Origin of the sequence: Paraburkholderia sabiae (assembly GCF_030412785.1) — a bacterium.
GTDB lineage: Bacteria > Pseudomonadota > Gammaproteobacteria > Burkholderiales > Burkholderiaceae > Paraburkholderia > Paraburkholderia sabiae.
This window is the reverse complement of sequence record NZ_CP125296.1, coordinates 1,429,462-1,446,194: the sequence shown is the minus strand read 5'-3', so window position 1 is coordinate 1,446,194 and position 16,733 is coordinate 1,429,462. Positions and strand designations below refer to the sequence as shown.

The 16,733-nt window shown below is 62.0% G+C and carries 15 protein-coding genes and 1 pseudogene; 7 read left to right on the top strand and 9 right to left on the bottom strand.

The features are described 5' to 3' along the window. Positions 1-24: 24 nt before the first annotated feature. The 4 genes from QEN71_RS35945 to QEN71_RS35930 all read right to left on the bottom strand — a co-directional run bounded on the left by QEN71_RS35945 (position 25) and on the right by QEN71_RS35930 (position 4,016). The gene (locus QEN71_RS35945) at positions 25-387 is read right to left on the bottom strand and encodes a hypothetical protein (RefSeq protein WP_201656599.1); all 363 of its coding nucleotides are present in this window, start codon (positions 385-387) and stop codon (positions 25-27) included. Positions 388-1,717: 1,330 nt separating this feature from the next. Continuing rightward, the gene (locus QEN71_RS35940) at positions 1,718-2,176 is read right to left on the bottom strand and encodes a DUF3455 domain-containing protein (RefSeq protein ID WP_201656832.1); all 459 of its coding nucleotides are present in this window, start codon (positions 2,174-2,176) and stop codon (positions 1,718-1,720) included. 303 nt (positions 2,177-2,479) lie between these two features. After that, complete coding sequence (locus tag QEN71_RS35935) at positions 2,480-3,040, bottom strand: ureidoglycolate lyase (protein ID WP_201656596.1); 561 nt, start codon at positions 3,038-3,040, stop codon at positions 2,480-2,482. 31 nt (positions 3,041-3,071) lie between these two features. Next, positions 3,072-4,016, bottom strand: a complete 945-nt coding sequence (locus QEN71_RS35930) for a LysR family transcriptional regulator (protein ID WP_201656593.1) — start codon at positions 4,014-4,016, stop codon at positions 3,072-3,074. A gap of 186 nt (positions 4,017-4,202) precedes the next feature. Between QEN71_RS35930 and QEN71_RS35925 the strand changes: the two genes are divergently transcribed. The 3 genes from QEN71_RS35925 (at position 4,203) to QEN71_RS35915 (ending at position 7,522) form a co-directional block, all read left to right on the top strand. Continuing rightward, positions 4,203-4,886: a DUF2848 domain-containing protein gene (locus QEN71_RS35925; RefSeq protein ID WP_201656591.1), complete on the top strand. Its 684-nt coding sequence runs from the start codon at positions 4,203-4,205 to the stop codon at positions 4,884-4,886. Between the two features lie 5 nt (positions 4,887-4,891). Next, positions 4,892-6,247 carry an amidase gene (locus QEN71_RS35920; RefSeq protein WP_201656588.1) on the top strand — a complete coding sequence of 452 codons (1,356 nt, stop codon included), beginning with the start codon at positions 4,892-4,894 and terminating at the stop codon, positions 6,245-6,247. Positions 6,248-6,424: 177 nt separating this feature from the next. Further along, entirely contained in the window at positions 6,425-7,522 is a 1,098-nt protein-coding gene (locus QEN71_RS35915; RefSeq protein WP_233472030.1) for a branched-chain amino acid ABC transporter substrate-binding protein, read from the top strand. A 21-nt stretch (positions 7,523-7,543) separates the two neighbouring features. Here the strand turns inward: QEN71_RS35915 and QEN71_RS35910 are convergent, their stop codons facing one another. Next, the gene (locus QEN71_RS35910) at positions 7,544-8,623 is read right to left on the bottom strand and encodes a LacI family DNA-binding transcriptional regulator (protein WP_201656582.1); all 1,080 of its coding nucleotides are present in this window, start codon (positions 8,621-8,623) and stop codon (positions 7,544-7,546) included. Positions 8,624-9,012: 389 nt separating this feature from the next. On the opposite strand from QEN71_RS35910, the gene rbsK reads away from it, so the two are divergent. The 3 genes from rbsK to QEN71_RS35895 all read left to right on the top strand — a co-directional run bounded on the left by rbsK (position 9,013) and on the right by QEN71_RS35895 (position 12,372). Further along, a complete protein-coding gene (gene rbsK, locus QEN71_RS35905; protein ID WP_201656579.1) occupies positions 9,013-9,951 on the top strand; it encodes a ribokinase in 939 nt (312 codons plus the stop codon). 89 nt (positions 9,952-10,040) lie between these two features. Beyond that, positions 10,041-11,363, top strand: a complete 1,323-nt coding sequence (locus QEN71_RS35900; protein ID WP_201656576.1) for an MFS transporter — start codon at positions 10,041-10,043, stop codon at positions 11,361-11,363. 61 nt (positions 11,364-11,424) lie between these two features. Beyond that, positions 11,425-12,372 carry a dihydrodipicolinate synthase family protein gene (locus QEN71_RS35895; RefSeq protein ID WP_201656573.1) on the top strand — a complete coding sequence of 316 codons (948 nt, stop codon included), beginning with the start codon at positions 11,425-11,427 and terminating at the stop codon, positions 12,370-12,372. Between the two features lie 132 nt (positions 12,373-12,504). On the opposite strand, the gene QEN71_RS35890 is transcribed toward QEN71_RS35895, so the two are convergent. From QEN71_RS35890 to QEN71_RS35880, 3 genes are all read right to left on the bottom strand, one after another. Beyond that, complete coding sequence (locus QEN71_RS35890) at positions 12,505-13,779, bottom strand: PAS domain S-box protein (RefSeq protein WP_233472028.1); 1,275 nt, start codon at positions 13,777-13,779, stop codon at positions 12,505-12,507. 155 nt (positions 13,780-13,934) lie between these two features. Further along, positions 13,935-14,363 (bottom strand): hypothetical protein, encoded by a 429-nt coding sequence (locus QEN71_RS35885; RefSeq protein ID WP_201656567.1) that lies wholly within the window; start codon positions 14,361-14,363, stop codon positions 13,935-13,937. Continuing rightward, complete coding sequence (locus QEN71_RS35880; protein WP_233472022.1) at positions 14,363-15,394, bottom strand: ABC transporter substrate-binding protein; 1,032 nt, start codon at positions 15,392-15,394, stop codon at positions 14,363-14,365. The genes QEN71_RS35885 and QEN71_RS35880 overlap by 1 nt, the downstream gene beginning before the upstream one ends. A 560-nt stretch (positions 15,395-15,954) precedes the next feature. Here QEN71_RS35880 and QEN71_RS35875 point away from each other — a divergent pair. Beyond that, on the top strand, positions 15,955-16,158 hold the full coding sequence (locus QEN71_RS35875) for a cold-shock protein (RefSeq protein ID WP_036000361.1): 204 nt from the start codon (positions 15,955-15,957) through the stop codon (positions 16,156-16,158). A 269-nt stretch (positions 16,159-16,427) separates the two neighbouring features. Here the strand turns inward: QEN71_RS35875 and QEN71_RS35870 are convergent. After that, a pseudogene (locus tag QEN71_RS35870) lies at positions 16,428-16,616 on the bottom strand (ISNCY family transposase); the annotation flags it as partial. Positions 16,617-16,733: the final 117 nt, after the last annotated feature.

Below are 16,733 nucleotides of genomic sequence, written 5' to 3'. Positions count from 1 at the left end.
GTCCCCTGTCGGATAACCGCTGCGTCAAGATCGAACTTGACCAGTTGCGTTGCTGTTTAGCGGCAATGGATCTCGCGCGCCCCATACCGGGAATCCGGCAAGCAGGGCCATCGTGAGGAGATCCTTTCCAAAGCGTTTCTTCTTCGCCTGCACTTTCTGCACCGTTAATCGCCAATTGGCCTGACAGCTGACGAAAATATATATTGATATCCTAACTAAATGAGTTGGGAAAATCTCACGCAGGTGATTCGCTGCGTGTTGTTGATCGTCCCGTGTGGTGCGCAAATTGGTGGATGAGGGCCGATATCCGACGATGTGAATATACGATGCGGGGTTGACGATGGGCTCGCGCTGCTTGATATTGAACCAGCGCTTCGTTTGCGTCATCCAGGAAGCGATTACCTGTGCCCATCACATTCCGCACATTTTTCAGGTCTGACATATTACGTCCCTAGAGCAGGAGCTTAACAGTGAGCGATCAAGCCGCTCGTGGCCCGATTTTTTCTGCAACTTGTGCGCGTTGCGGCGGCAGCGTGTCAGGGTCGGTTTCTTTTTGTCCCCACTGCGGATCGCCTGCACGGCTTGCATTCGGTGGTCGCGCGGCGACAGTGAAAGCCGACGTCGCACCGTCGGGCGCAGTGAACGGGCGTGCCAAAGCTTCGCGTCACGAGCGGCTATGGCCGTGGCGGCAGACACTGTCTTTCCTGTCGGCGGGTGTCAGCCAACGATATCGCGACGTGCTTTCGTCATCGCCCGGTGGCACCGACGGTCGGGGCTTCAAGAGGGGCGCGACGCTGATGTCACTCGCGATTGTCCTCCTGGTCGGAGGAGCGTTACTTTTGCGGCGGACTGACGATTCTGACGTACGCGAACAACGCGCGAAATCGAGTACCGTGCAGGGTATCGTCAGGTCGAACGATATGAGTCCATCGACCCCTCCTGGGCGAAGCACGACAATGACAGCCGATGTCGCGCCCGCGATTGTCGCTTCGCCAGCGATACCTGCTTCGACTGCTTCCACTGTAGTGCCGCGACCGGCACAGTCATCGTTCTCCGATTCGGAGAATGGAGAAGTTCCATCACAGAGCTCGACGTTGAGTGACAAGGGATCTGGAGACAAACCTCACAGACTGATGTCACTCGCGCTTGCGCGAGCGCACGATGGTCTCGACAGAAATGACTTGCATACAGCCCGATCGGGAGTCTATTGGGCGCTTTCGCTGCAGCCGGACAATCGCGATGCACTCCTGCTGAAGCAGGATCTGGTTTCGCGGGAAAGGGCTCGTGATGCGGCATTGAAGGCAGCACACAGTTGTAGCGGGGAGGACCTTCGTCAGTGTGTCGGGCAGTATGCCAGCAACGCACTCTCAATCGATTCGAGCAGCAAGGAAGCCAGGATACTTGCTAAACGCTCGAACATTGATTCGGCCCAGGCTGTGAAGCAGTCAGGATACTGATCAACATTCGACAGTGTGCGACACGCAACTGCCGACGAGAGGATGTCTTTGGGAGGCGGGGAGCGATCGATGCTGCGGGCGTTGGCAACAAGCGAGCACATCGCCGTTCCGGCTGGCGCGTGTGTCATCCATGCCAGGCGCCGACATCAACCAGTACGCGGCCGATCTGTGCACACAGCTTTCGGCCGTGGGCGGTCTGGCTCCTCGGGTTTGCGTCCATCGAACCCGATGAGAGTCGCATCGGGTTTTATATCAAATCGCTACTTGAAGAATACATAGCGCGCGAAGTAAGGGGAGCTACCGGTTTGATGTTCTTCGACGCAAGGTTCGGCGGGAGCGGTGCCGCCTGCGGTGTCGAGTCGTTGCACGAAACGCACGGCAGAAAGGCTGCCTTGAGCCGTAGCGTGAGTTTCGAGTAGCAGTTGCGGAATGCTGTTCGGATTGGTACTCGGTGCCTGGGCAAGCACACGCCCAACAATCCGGCTGCCATCGACGGCTTCCCAGGACGGGCCGGCATCATGCTGAATGGACGCTCGACCCGCTGCATCGTAGAGCGTGGCTTTCGGATGCTGGAACACCCAGCCAAGATGACGGCTGCTGTCGAATTCGCAGCTGTATATCTGTACGCCCGTGGCCGTTGTGACAGCGAAGGGCTTAACGTCTGTAGGCAAGAGGGCCGATGGGGAGGGATCTCCCGCCTTCGCTGCGACGGGCAACATCAGCGCAACACAGGCCAGTACCGCCGCTCCAGCGGCGGGTTTTCGTGCGCCGCCAGCGCATAGCGAGCCAATGGCGGTAATCGCGCAAAGCTGAAAAGGGAACATGATGACCATCCTGGTTGGGGCGACGCAAGTGGGCGACGTCTCTGTGGTTCGCTTTACCAGAACAGCCAGGCGGCGTGATCTATTCCATCGCTGCTATCCGCCGCTGAGTTTGGCAAAGTTCGAGCGAATCTCCGTTCCTGGCGGGAGGTTATACCGGCAAAGTTGGTCGCTCGACGGTCGGACGTGGCTTTGAGGCGTTCAGGATTGGTACATTCCGGAATCAGAGCCTGCGTCTAGCACGCGAGTCTCGATCGGCCGGATCGCACTTTCGCAGGCGGGTGCGCCTGTGTTGAGATGAACCACGAGATCGTAAGTCGTGGAAGGGCGAGTCAGCATCAGGCAGGTCGACTCGGCATTCGCGACACGCGTTGCATGCCAGATGTTCGGACGCATGCAAAGGCCTTTGCCAACGGGGATCTCGAACGCACGCAGCGAAGCAAGGTCGGGTTCGCCGTCTTCCAGCGAAGTCGCGACGATATGCAAGACAGGCGCGGTCAACGGCACAATCGCCTGCTGCGTCAAACGATGCAATTCGAGCGAGGCGATTTCCGCGTTGCGATTGCGGTACACAACCCACAACATCTCGGTTTCCCCCGCGGTGCCCGTGTCGAACAGATGTTCGCGCCAGAAATCCGATGCCGGACTGACAAACGCGGGCGCGTCGCCATCCATACGCACGGGCTTACCCAGCATCCAGCCATAGGGTTCACAGCGATGTGCTTCGAGCGGTTCGACGGGGATGGAAAGAGCGGTCAGCATGTCAGCGTACTCGTATCGATGAGTGGATCGGTCAGGCATTTGCGATGACGTCGTCCGATGGCGGGAACAACGCGAATTCGGGCCCGTGTTTCAGGCTGAAATCGAGCACGACGTTCAACGCGAGCCGCGTAATCGACTCGGCGAGCAGACTGTCAGGCGTGCGCCGGTAGGCAGCGACGAGCGGCAATGCAGGCACACGATGCGTGACCTGCAGCAGTTGCAACTGGCCGGCTTCGAGTTCGCGCATGACGAACGCGGGCGGCAACACGGCGATGCCAAATCCGTCGACGACCAGCCGGATAATTGCCGCCACAGACGAAAGACAGTTGATCTGCACCTGCACGTCGCCGCTGGCTGCGAACAGGCCAGCGAGAAATTCATGCGGTGGCGAATGGCGCGCGAAGCTGATGACGGGATACGCCGAGAGTTCCGTCTCGGTCAGCGCCTGCGCGGACAGATTGAGCGCGGGGCTCGCCATCCAGCGCATGGGCAAACTCCCGAGCGGCACGTTCGTCATATCCGCGCCCGCGACGCTCGTCGTCTGAAACGATACGTCGATATGACCGTTCGCAAGTTGCGCGGACAGATTCGCGGACGTATCGCTCGTCAACTCGATCACGAGGTTCGGATACTCGTCGCGGATGCGCTTGAGCAGATCGGGCAACCACGTATGCACGATCGACTCGATCGCACCGAGTCGCAGTAAACCCGACACCTTCGAGCGATCGCCGACGCTCGCGAGCATCGCCTGATTCACCTTCAGCATCTGTTCAGCGAACGGCAGCGCCTTTGTGCCGTCCTGCGTGAGCGTCGCTTCCTTCGGGCCGCGCTCGAATAGCCGTACGCCGAGTTCCTGTTCGAGCGCAGAAATGCGGCTCGAAATGGCTGCCTGGGTCGCATGCAGGCGTTCGGCCGTGAGCCGGAAACTGCGCAGCCGCGCCAGCCAGACAAACGTTTCCAGAAAGCGCAGATTCATTCATAACCCTGTCGAGGCAAGCACGAATGGCTCAGTGTAGCGCTGCGTCCTGCAGCAGGTGACAAGAAAATTTTCAGCCGGGCGACAACTTTAATTTGTTGGACACGCCTGCGGCGCGCGCCAAAACTTTGCAACGGATGCCCGCCGGTGAAAGGGCGCACCTTGTCAAAACAGAGGGATGCTGCAATGAAGAAAGTGTCATGCGAAGTAGAGGGCGGGTTGCCGGTAGAAATCAGCGCGAGCCGTCTCGTGATTGCGGGCTGGGCGGGACGCGACTCCTCCGAGGTCGAGCATCATATTCGCGAACTGGAAGCGATCGGCGTGCGCAGGCCGTCGAGCGTGCCGTGCTTTTATGAAGTCGCGCCCGCCTTGCTGACGACGTCAGACAGGATCGAAGTGATCGGCGAGCATTCGTCGGGCGAAGTGGAAGTCGTGCTGCTGCAGACGGAAGCGGACGGTTTGCTGGTCGGCATCGGTTCGGATCACACCGACCGCAAGGTCGAAGGCTACGACGTCGCCGTGTCGAAGCAGATGTGCGCGAAGCCGATCGGCAAGACGCTCTGGCGCTATGCGGACGTTGTCGCGCATTGGGATGCGCTGATTGCGCGCAGCTGGCGTATCGATGCGAGCGGCGAGCGCATCCGCTATCAGGAAGGCACGCTTGCGCGGCTGATGCATCCCGAGCCGCTGATCTGCCGCGCGTTCGGTTCGACGTCGATGATTCCCGAGACGGTGCTTTTCTGCGGCACGCAGGCGGTGCTAGGCGCACTGACGCCCGCGAACGCGTACGAACTGGAACTGCATGATCCCGTCCTCGGACGCAGCTTGCGGCATCGCTATTGTGTCGATGCGCTTGCGCATATGGAGTGACGGCGATGCGCACCATTCGTGAATCTGGAAAGTCGCTCGCGACAAAAGGCCTGTCGGCGGGCGAACTGCTCGACGCAAGCCTTGCGGCCATCGACGCCGACCTTGCGCGCGGCGGCGCGACCTACACACATATTGACCGGCTGGCGGCGCGCGAAGCGGCGGACGCCAGCGACGCCTTTCGCGAGCGCGGCTACGTGCCTTCGGCGTTGGCGGGCGTGCCTGTTTCGGTGAAGGATCTGTTCGACATCAAAGGGCAGGTGACGACAGCCGGCTCGCGAATACTGCGCGACGCCGCGCCCGCCGTACGCGATGCGGCTGCCGTGGCGCGTCTGCGCGAAGCGGGTGCCGTGTTCGTCGGTCGCACCAACATGAGCGAGTTCGCGTTTTCCGGGCTCGGGCTGAATCCGCACTACGGCACGCCGCTGAATCCCGTTGATGCGCTGCGTCTCGCAGGCGGTTCGAGTTCTGGCGCGGCCGTGTCGGTCGCGCTCGGCCATGTGGCTGCCGCGCTGGGCACCGACACGGGCGGCTCAATCCGCATTCCCGCTGCGTTCTGCGGCCTGGTTGGATTCAAGCCGACCGCGCGCCGCGTGCCGCTCGAAGGCACCGTGCCGCTCTCATCATCCTTCGATTCAGTCGGACCGATCGCGTGCAGCGTCGACTGTTGTGCGCTGATCGACGGCATCGTGTCCGGGCAAGCGCTGGATACGTCGTCACGCGCGCTGGCAGGACTTCGCCTGGGCGTCACATCGGATTACGTCGCCGACGATCTCGACGAAACCGTGAGTACCGCGTTCAACCGCGCGATCGGCATGTTGCGGCGCGCGGGCGCGTCGGTCGAGCGTTTTGCGTTTCCCGAATTGCATGAAGTGACGGGACGTTATCCGCTCGCAGGCATCACGGCTGCGCAGGCGTGGGCGCAGCATCGCGCGCACGTCGCGCGCGATGCCGACGCGTACGACCCGCGCGTGCTGAAGCGTTTGCGGGCGGGGGAAGGGCGCAGCGCCGCCGACTATATCGACCTGCTTGCCGCTCGCGAACGCTTCGTGCGCGATGCGCGGACGAGGCTCGCGCGCTTCGATGCCTGGCTGATGCCGACCGTCGCAGTCGTGCCGCCTGCCATCGCACAAGTAGAAAGCGACGACGACGGGTTCTTCGCGATCAACGCAAAGGTGCTGCGCAATCCGGTTGTCGTGAACTTCATGGACGGTTGTGCGTTGACGTTGCCATGTCATCGCGAAGGCGAGCTGCCCGTGGGTCTGTCGATATGCGGCCCGGCGCTCGCCGATGCATCGATTCTTGCGATCGGTCGCAGCGTTGAAGCGCTGCTGCGTGAAAGCACGGACGTCGCGACGGCATAACGTTTGTTTATCGCCGGCAAAAAGAATTTCTCGTTGGACGCGCAATTACGGCGAACGAATACTGGATTTCAGGCGCGATCAAAATCCAGAGCGCGCTCATTCAACTTCATAACCGATGTGAGGCAGCCCGTGAATCAAAACTCTCGCTATCTGGCCGGTGTCGTCGCGCTGGCCGTCATGCAGGCATCCGCACACGCCGCCGATGCCACGCCCGCCGTCGTGCTGATCGGTCACGCCGCGCCGCTCACGGGACAACTCGCGAACATGGGCAAGGACAGCGAAAACGCTGCGCGCCTCGCAATCGACGAGATCAACAGTCAGCATCCTGTGATCGGCGGCAAGCCCGTGCGTCTGCAACTGGATTCGCAGGACGATGCAGCCGATCCGCGCACAGGCACCCAGGTCGCACAGAAACTTGTCGACGAGGGCGTGGTGGCCGTGGTCGGCGATATCAATTCGGGCGTATCGATTCCCGCTTCACGTATCTATAACGAGGCACAGGTCGTGCAGATTTCTCAAGGCTCGACGAACCCCGCCTATACGCAGCAGGGCTACAAGACGACGTTCCGCGTCGTGGCGACGGATGCACTGCAAGGGCCCGCGCTCGCGCGCTATGCGCTCAATTCTTTGCACGCGAAGCGAATTGCCGTGATCGACGATTCGACGGCCTACGGGCAAGGCCTTGCCGATGAGTTCACGAAAGCGGCGAAGGCCAACGGCGGCACGATCGTCACGCGCGAAGCGACCAACGACAAGGCAACCGACTTCCGCGCGATTCTCACGAAGATCAAGGGCATGCGGCCCGACGTGATCATGTATGGCGGCTCCGATGCGACGGCCGGGCCGCTGGTGAAGCAGGCGGCGAATCTCGGCATGACGGCGAGCGTGCTTGGCGGCGACGGTGCATGCACGGAGAAGATGGTGAGCCTCGCGGGCGACGCGATCGGCAACGTGGTGTGCTCGGAAGCAGGCCTCGCGCTGTCGAAGATGCCGAAGGGGCAGGAGTTCGACCGTCGCTACACGGCGCGCTACAAGGTGCCGATCGATGCCTATGCGCCGTTTGCCTACGATGCCGTGTACGTGATTTACGAAGCCATGAAGCGCGCTGATTCGACGGAGCGCGCGAAGATTCTTGCCGCGATGCCCGTCACGCAGTATGACGGCGTCATCGGCCGGATCGCATTCGATCCACACGGCGACCTGAAGGATGCGGCTATCACCATCTATCAGTTCAAGGACAAGAAGAAGACGGTGATGGATGTGATGCGGATGTAATGCGCGTTAGGGCGAAGCCGGTCACCCGGAAAGCGGGACGCTCGCGGTCGATTCCCTGGCCATCAGCACGGGTTGCACGACGCCCGACTCCGTGTTGTTCTTCCCATCGAGCACATCGAGCAGATACTGCGCCGCGCGTCGACCGATTTCCGCCGTGTCGACGCGCACTGTAGTGAGCGACGGATGGATCTGCTGTGCGATGGCGACATCATCGAAACCTGTTACGGACAGTTGCTGCGGCACCTTGATTCCCAACTCCGCAGCTTCCAGAAGCACGCCAATCGCGAGTTGATCGTTGCCGCAAATAATCGCAGTAGGGCGCTTATCCGAGCCCTGCCAGATCGCACGCAAGCTTTCGCGCCCGAATGCAATGGTCGCCGGCCCTTCATGCATATGCGACGGGCGCACCGCGATGCCATGCCGCGCCAACGCTTCCCGGATACCTGTCACACGTGCCTGGACGCGATCGTTGTCGCGCGCGGGTTGAATGACGGCGGCAAACGAGCGATGCCCCAGTTCGATCAGGTGCTCGGCGATCTCGACATACGCCGCGCGATTGTCGAAGCCGATGCAGTGATGCGGACTGCCTTCGCGATACGCATAGGTAATCACATAGGGTACGCGCGTCTGTCTGAGCGCGTCGAAAAGTTCAGGCGGATGCGCTTCGCCGACGATCGCAATCACTTCGACGCCACGCGCCAGCATCGCCTGCACCTGGGTCAACGCCTGCGCCGGATCGTAGTTCGAGCAGCCGAGAAATAGCGTGATGCCACGGCTGGCAAATACCGCCTGCATGCCAGCGACTTGCGACGCGAATACCTGATCGTCGAGTGTCGGAATGATTGCGCCGGCGATGTGCGTGCGCGTCGATGCGAGCGCGCGGCCCGCTGCGTTCGGAATCCAGTTGAGCGTGGTCGCCGCCTGCAGCACGCGTTCACGCACGCCTGGCGAGACCCTGTCCGGCTCGTTGTAGACCCGCGATACCGTAGCTGTCGACACACCCGCGAGCCGCGCCACGTCGCCGAGAACGGCACGCCCGCTGTTGCGGCGGGTGCGCACGGCGGGCGTATCGGGTGTCGCGGACTCGTGCGAACTGCTCATGGTCGTGGTGTCTGTCGTGTGCGAAATGTTGGGCGCGCGTCTTGTGCCGCCGCCATCTTACAGGGCGATATGCGCTTCGGCTTGCTTCAGGCCACTGCTGCAGCACGGTGCGCTGGTCGTCCTCGCGAGGCGGGCGCGCGTTTACCCTCGGCCCACATTATCTTGCTTGCAATTCTCGCGCAAATCAGTCGAAAATGTAAGCGCTAACATGACGTGTCCGCGCTTCTCAAGATTGCAAATCAATCTGGCGTGGCGTTCCGTATGTCATGGCAGAAGCATGGGTTCCCATGAATATTTTACCGAAATGTAAGCGCTAACATTGAGGCGGGTTCGGCTAAGACCGCCTTTCGGACCGTCTCGCCCGTCAATTGAAAACACTCGCATCAACCATGAGTTCATCCACCGTTGCACCCCTGATCGTCGTTGTCGGAAGCGCCAATATGGACCTCGTGGTCCACGCTTCGCGTTTGCCGTCGCGAGGCGAGACGCTGCTCGGCGACCGCTTCGAGACCGTCAACGGCGGCAAGGGCGCGAACCAGGCTGTCGCCGCCGCGCGTCTTGGCGCAAACGTCGCGATGGTCGGCTGTGTCGGGGACGATGCATTCGGTGCGTCGCTGCGCGACGCGTTACAACGCGAGCGCATCGACGGTGCTCACGTGCATACGATCGCGGGCCAGCCGAGCGGCATCGCGTCGATCACGGTGGGCCGCGACGGCGCGAACAGCATCGTCGTTGCGCCGGGTGCGAATGCCTGCGTGAGCACGGCGCATGTCGATGCCGCTGCCGACCTGATCGCGCGCGCCGACATGCTGATCTGCCAGCTGGAAGTCCCGCTCGCAACCGTCGCGCGCGCAATCGACATCGCCGCGCGCAATGGCACGCCTGTCCTGCTCAATCCGGCGCCGGCACAACCCTTGCACGACACGTTGTATCGGCAGATCGACTATTTGCTCGTCAACGAAACGGAAGCCGCGCTGCTGACGGGTCTCCACGTGAACGGCGTGCCGTGCGCCCGCTTTGCCGCCGATGCCTTGCTCGGCAAGGGCGCGCGCAACGTGATCGTCACGCTGGGCGCACAAGGCGCGATCTGGGCCGGTGCGCAAGGCAGCGGCTACATGGCAGCGCCCGCCGTGCGCGTCGTCGATACGACGGCGGCGGGCGACACGTTTGCCGGTGGTTTTGCAGTCGAACGCGCGCGCGGCGCATCGATGCAGCAGTCGATTGCTTTCGGTCAGCGCGCGGCTGCGGCGAGCGTGACGCGCGCGGGTGCGCAGACGTCCATTCCGTTTCGCGCGGAACTGGAAGAAGACAGCGTCAGCGAGGTTTGATGCGGCTCTCGATGCTCCGCATTGAAATCAGCTAGCGCAGCAGGCAGTGAACAACGACAGCATTCCTACAACAGACGGAGACAGCAAACGTGGACACAACCTCTGAACGCCCGAGCGCGCCACCGCGCATCCGACGCGCGCAGACCATCGCGCTTACGCTGCTGATGGTGAGCGGTATCGTCAATTATCTGGACCGCGGCACGCTCGCGGTGGCGAACCAGTTGATCCGCGAAGACCTCGGTCTATCGCTGGGGCAGATGGGACTGCTGCTATCCGCCTTCTCGTGGAGCTATGCGCTGTGCCAGTTGCCCGTGGGCGGCCTCGTCGACCGGATCGGGCCGCGCCGGTTACTGGGCGCGGGGTTGATCGTGTGGTCGTTCGCGCAGATCGCGGGCGGCCTCGTATCGACGTTCGGCTTCTTCGTGCTTGCGCGGATCGTGCTGGGTATCGGCGAGGCGCCGCAGTTTCCGTCGGCGGCGCGTGTCGTGAGCAACTGGTTTCCGTTGAAGTCGCGCGGCACGCCGACGGGCATCTTCAACTCGGCATCGCCGCTCGGCAGCGCGCTCGCGCCGCTATGCCTGTCGGTGCTGATCGTCTCATTCAACTGGCGCTGGGCGTTCGTCGTGACGGGCGCGCTCGGTCTCGTGGTCGCCGCCGTGTGGTTCGCGCTGTATCGCGATCCGAATGCGCAAACGCTGAGTCGCGAAGAGCGCGACTACCTCGACGCCGATGCCGAACCCGCAGCCGGCCCCGCGCCGAAGCTGACGTTCGCCGAATGGCGCGCGCTGTTTTCTTACGGCACGACCTGGGGCATGCTCATCGGCTTCTTCGGTTCCGTGTACCTGAACTGGGTCTATCTGACGTGGCTGCCCGGCTATCTGACGATGGAGCGCCATATGAGCCTCGCGCGCACGGGCGTCGCCGCGTCGGTGCCATTCCTGTGCGGCTTCGTCGGTGCGTTGCTTGCAGGATGGTTCTCCGATCTGATCACGAAGCGCAGCAGTTCGCCCGTTGTCAGCCGCCGCAATGCCGTCGTGATCGCGATGCTCGGCATGGTCGCCTTCACGATTCCCGCTGCGCTCGTGCAGAGCAATACGATCGCGATCGCTTGCATCTCCGTCGTGATCTTTCTGGCGAATGCGGCGTCCGCTGCATCATGGGCGCTGGCGACGGCGGCCGCGCCGCCCAGCCGGATCGCATCGCTCGGCGCGATGCAGAACTTCGGCGGATTTCTGGGCGGTGCGCTCGCGCCGATCGTGACGGGCTTCATCGCGCAGGCGACGTCGTTCGTTCCCGCGCTGCTGACGGCCGCGGGTATTGCGTTCGTCGGCGCGATGGCCTATCTGCTGCTGGTCAAAAAACCCATTCCCGAGCATCACACGTCGAGCGTGGGCGCTGAGCTTCCTGTGTGAGGGCAATCCCGCGAGCGCGTTAGTGCCGTGCAATCGGCTATTCAAGGAAAAGGCAAACACAATGAGCGAAAAAACGAAAATGAACGGCCCGATCGAGGGCATCGTGCCTGTGATGCTGACGCCGTTTCACGACGACGGCACGATCGACTACGCGGGTCTCGAACGGCTGATCGAGTGGTATCTGGCGAAAGGCTCGGACGCGCTGTTCGCCGTCGCGCAGTCGAGCGAGATGCAGTTTCTGAGTCTCGCCGAGCGCGGCGCGCTCGCGCGCTTCGTCGTCGAGAAAGTGGCGGGGCGGGTGCCCGTCGTCGCGTCCGGCCATATCAGCGATGACCTCGATGCGCAGGCCGAAGAACTGCGTGTTGCGGCGGATTCGGGCGCGCAGGGTGTCGTGCTGGTGACGAATCACCTGGACCCGAAGCGCGAAGGCTCGCAGACGTTTCTCGCGAGCCTGAACCGGCTGTTGTCGAAACTGCCTTCGGATATACCGCTGGGCTTGTATGAATGTCCGGCGCCGTATCGACGGCTGCTCACCGATGACGAACTGAAGGCCTGTATCGATACAGGCCGCTTCGTGATGCTCAAAGACGTGAGCTGCGACCTCGCGACGGTGAAGCGACGCGTCGCGCTGGCGCAAGGCTCGCCGCTGAAAATTCTCAACGCGAACGCGGCGATCGCGTGGGACGCGATGAAAGCGGGCTCGGCCGGCTTCAACGGTGTGTTCACGAACTTCCACCCCGATCTGTATCAATGGCTGCGCAGCCGAAGCGCGGAAGATCCCGTGCTGGCCGACGAACTGTCGACGTTCCTCGTCGTCGCGGCCGTGTCCGAAGCGCTCGGCTATCCGGCGCTCGCGAAGATGTACCATCAGCGCATCGGCACATTCGATTCGATCCGCTGCCGCGTGATCGACTATGACGTGCGCGAACGGTTCTGGGCGCTCGATGCCGTGCTGGACAAGATCGTCGCGGGAACTGAGCGTTTCCGGCAGCGGATCGCGGCGCTTTGAGTCTTGCGCTGCGGCTTCGAAATGCCGCGAGCGAATCACGAAATGCGCGCAATCACCGAGCCGCTCGCCGGTCGAACTCGAGCGCAGCCATGTTCCAAAACGGACAGAGGCGGGCAACAGGTGCCTGGATGTTCACCTTCCCTCATCCGACCAAACGAATGGGTTCGGTTTTTCAGCAATGTCGCGGATGCTCAGGCGCACCGTCGATCCGACATCGTTTTCGCTCGTAACCTGCAGTTGCGCACCGATCATGCGGGCGCGCTCGCGCATTCCCTGCAGACCGTACGAGCCACCCTCCATCGCGCGCGTTACGTCGAAACCGATGCCGTCGTCATTCACCGTCACATCGAAACCCTCATCGCCGCCGTGCAGAACGACGTCCACGTGTGACGCCTGGGCGTGACGGCTCACATTGGTCAACGCCTCCTGGACGATGCGGAACACCGCCGTTGCATGGTCGTCGCTCAGGGTCGGTTCGCGCCCTTCGAGACGGAACTGGCAGGTGATCGCGCTGTGACGCGAATAGTCCTGCATCAGCCACTCGAGCGCGGATACCAGTCCGAAATTCAGCGCGGCGGGACGCAAATGACTCGCGACGTTCCGCACGATGTGGATGGTCCGCTCGACGAGTTCGCCCATCTCGGCGAGCTTGCCGGTCCATCCTGTCCCCTGACTCAACAGCAGCCTGAGCAGCGATACGTCTATCTTGATCGCCGTGAGAAGCTGGCCGAGTTCATCGTGGATGGTCATCGCCATCTGCTTGCGCTCCTCCTCGCGGATCGACTCCTGGTGCGCCGACAACTGCCGCAGCTTCTCGCGCGAGTCGCGCAATTCGGCTTCTGTGCGCTCACGCTCGCGGATCTGTTGCTCAAGCTGATCGCGATGTTGCGTGAGCGTTTCCATTGCATGCTTACGCGCGGTCACATCCGTCAGTTGTCCCTCCAGCAACGCCGCACTCACACCACGCCGGCGAGTATCACGTGCGTTGAGCAGACACCATGCCGTCGTGCCATCGGTTCGCGTGATCTCGACTTCAAGCCCGGCTATCTTTCCTTCGGCCTCCAGAAGCGCGAACAGACGGGCAACCTCGTCGTCGGATAACGGCAAGCGCTTTGCGTCCTGACTTGACGATGGCGCCGCTTGCGCCGCCATCAGGCTGTCGACGCTGTCGAATCCCAACAACCGCGCCATCGCAGGATTCGCTTCGCGCAATGCGCCGCATCGGTCGAGTACGAATATGCCCTCCAGCGAATTTTCGATGATGCCGCGATATTTGCGCTCGCTCTCTCTCAGCGATGCCGTCGAATCGCCGAGACGCTCCGCCATCACGTTGACGCGAGCGGCGAGACGTCCGAGTTCATCGCTCGACTCGGCCGTGCAGCGCGCGTCGAGATCGCCGCTGGCCATGCGATCGACCATGTCCTCCAGACGCCCGATGGGTCCGCGAACCAGGTGACGGATCAAAAGAAAGGTAGCGATATAGAGTACGGCCAGCATCAGCGCGAGCGTTGCAAGAACGGCTGTACGCGCGACCGCAAAGTTTCGCTGGGTGAGGGCTTTGGTCAGGACGACACGCACTTCGCCGATCTGCTCGCGCGGGCGTCGCCTTGCGGCGTGTACTCGATGGGCCGCACCCGTACGATCGTCTCCGGCAGTGGTGGTTGCGGCGCATTGCTGACGTCGGCCAGCACGCCATAGCGAGTCGCCGTCACGGTGAAACGCACCACCTCCGGGTTCGGCGCGAGCGCTTTGAGCTGACGTACGATCGCGTCGCGGTCGACATTCCACAGCGGCTGCGCAAGCGACTGACCGAACAGGTCGGCGATGCGATTCGCCCGCTCTTCGACTTCCATGAGTCGGCGGGTCTGTGCTCGCTCGAACAACAGGAAGGCCGAACTGCCCGCGACCAGCGAAATCAGCAGCACCAGCGAGAGCATCAGCTTTGCGTGCAGCGTGCGAAGCCACCAGGGTAGACGTAGGGTGCCGCGCATCAGGCCGCCTTCGATGCCGGGTCGAGCAGCACCTGCAGATTGAAGTCGTAGCGGGCCGCTCGCCGCCGGTAGCGCGAAAAGCCGCTGAAATCGGGAGCTGTGCCTTGATCGAAAGCGATCTTGTAGCAACGCGAGGCGTTGTCGCGGGAGAGCACCGTCAGATAGTCGAGCTTCAGACGTGGGCCGTCCGGTTGTGCAAAATCGACGCCGTGATGGTAGTCGTATAGTGCGACCATCGCGCAGGCACCGATGAACTGATCGCCCGCGACGATGGCTGCAAGGTCTCCTCGCATCACGGTTGCAACCGCTTCCGGCAACGCCCCGAGTCCTCCGACGACGACGGGCGCGCGATGCTCGCGCACGGCAGCGAGGGCGCCGAGCGTCATGGAATCGTTCGCGGCCCAGACGATGTTCGCGTTCGGGTAGCGCGCCAGCAATACGCGGGCCTTATCCCGGCCGTCGGCGAAGCTCCAGTCGCCATATACGAGCTGTTCGACGCGATCCTCCGGCTTACGTGAGAGCGCAGCCGCCACGCCCTGCGCACGGGCTTTCGAGACGGGGGTGATAGGATCGCCGGTGATGCCAATCACGCGGGCAGGGCGGTCCCCGATCTGACGGCACAGGTAGTCCATCAATCTGAAGCTACCCTGGAACGCGTCGGCCGTAACCGTGCCTATCCAGTTTTTGATGGTTCCGCGCTCGTTGCCGGTTTCGGCGCGCTGCGCGTCGGTGAGGTCGTTGTGAATCAGTAGAACTTTCGCCGGCGAGTGCGCAAGTGCATGCAGCATCTGCTGCGCGGCCATCTTCTCGTTGACGATCACGACATAGTCGGGAGGATCGTTTCGGGCTGCCACTGCCTCCGCCTGGCGCAGCATGAGCAGGTGGTCGCGCTCGGCATACAGCACCTCGAGCTGCATGCCAAAACGCGCGGCCGTCGCCGCCATGAACCGGGACACGAGTTGCCAGTGCTGGCCCGTGCCGCGCTCGACCTCCTCACCCGGATTGAGAAACACAATCCGCGGCGTGCTCACGCTGGCGACCGTCGCACGCGCGGTCCACGCTGTGGCGAGACACGCACCGGCGCTCACGCAGCCAGCCAACATCTGTCTTCGGTTCATTCCAACGTTCGCAGCAAGCGGTTGACAATTCGGGTTGTGACGCCGGGACGCCGACAGTCCGGCCCGGGACGCGGGGGCCCGAAATGGGCTGAACGGAGGAGCAGGCGACAAGGTGCAATCCACTCGTGCCGCAGCAGGGTTATCCGCGAAACATGCGCGCAGCATAACCCGCAGGTATTGCACTGACAATCCGACGTCTCCTCGACCGCTATTCCCGAACCGGAGGCCGTTCAGACGAAAAGATCGGCGAGGATCTTGCGATCAGAGAGGTTCGGAGAAACGGATCGTTGCAACAAATTAACGACGATGAGGGTGGCCAAACAGCTTCCCCACAACGACGGAGTGTGACGGACAGATGTAAAACCCCTTCGCGCAATTGCTTATTGTGAGCGAAGCCGAGCTCGTGATAAAAGAGAAACGCGTGTCCGGCATGGCGCCGCACGCGTCACACATCAATTCAGGAAATTTTGCAAATGGCAACGGGTACAGTGAAGTGGTTCAATGACGCAAAGGGTTTTGGTTTTATCACGCCGGACGGCGGCGGCGAAGATCTGTTCGCGCATTTCTCGGAAATCCAGTCGAGCGGCTTCAAATCGCTCCAGGAAAACCAGAAGGTGACGTTTGAAGTGAAGCAGGGCCCGAAGGGCAAGCAGGCTGCCAACATCCAGCCGCAATAAACTGTTCAGTCGTGGTAGGTGAACCAAATGGCCTGTCGAGGCCATTTGTTTTTTTCACGCGCCCGGCGCTGCCGTCTGCGGATGACGAGATCGATCGACGAGCGACGGGCAGACGATCCAACGCGCCCTCGATACAGTCCTGTTTGTCTTTCGGCAGTCCGACCGACGGGCCAATCGGCTGCCACAACCTCGACTGCTAGTTGTCCTGCCTCGATCGACTCCATCACCTCGGCCCACATCGCGTGCGTCGCATGTTGTAGCAACCCGATGTCACGCAGCGGCCGGTGCGCATCGAACGCGCTCCGCGGCGGCTTCGCGAAGCGTGCGTTGTAGGCCTCGATGAAGGCGAGCGCATACGCGTTGGCCTGCGCGATCGTGCTGATGCCCTTCAGGCGCAGTTCCTTGACGAGGCGATCCTGCAGCGTCAGGTGCGCGCGCTCCACGCGTCCCTTGGCCGAACTAGCCCCGGAGCAGGAAACCAGACATTTCTAATGAGCTAGAACCCGACATTCTCATATTGCCGCTACATCCAGAATGTTGATAATTTATCTTATGTAAAATTTAGCGTGCGACCT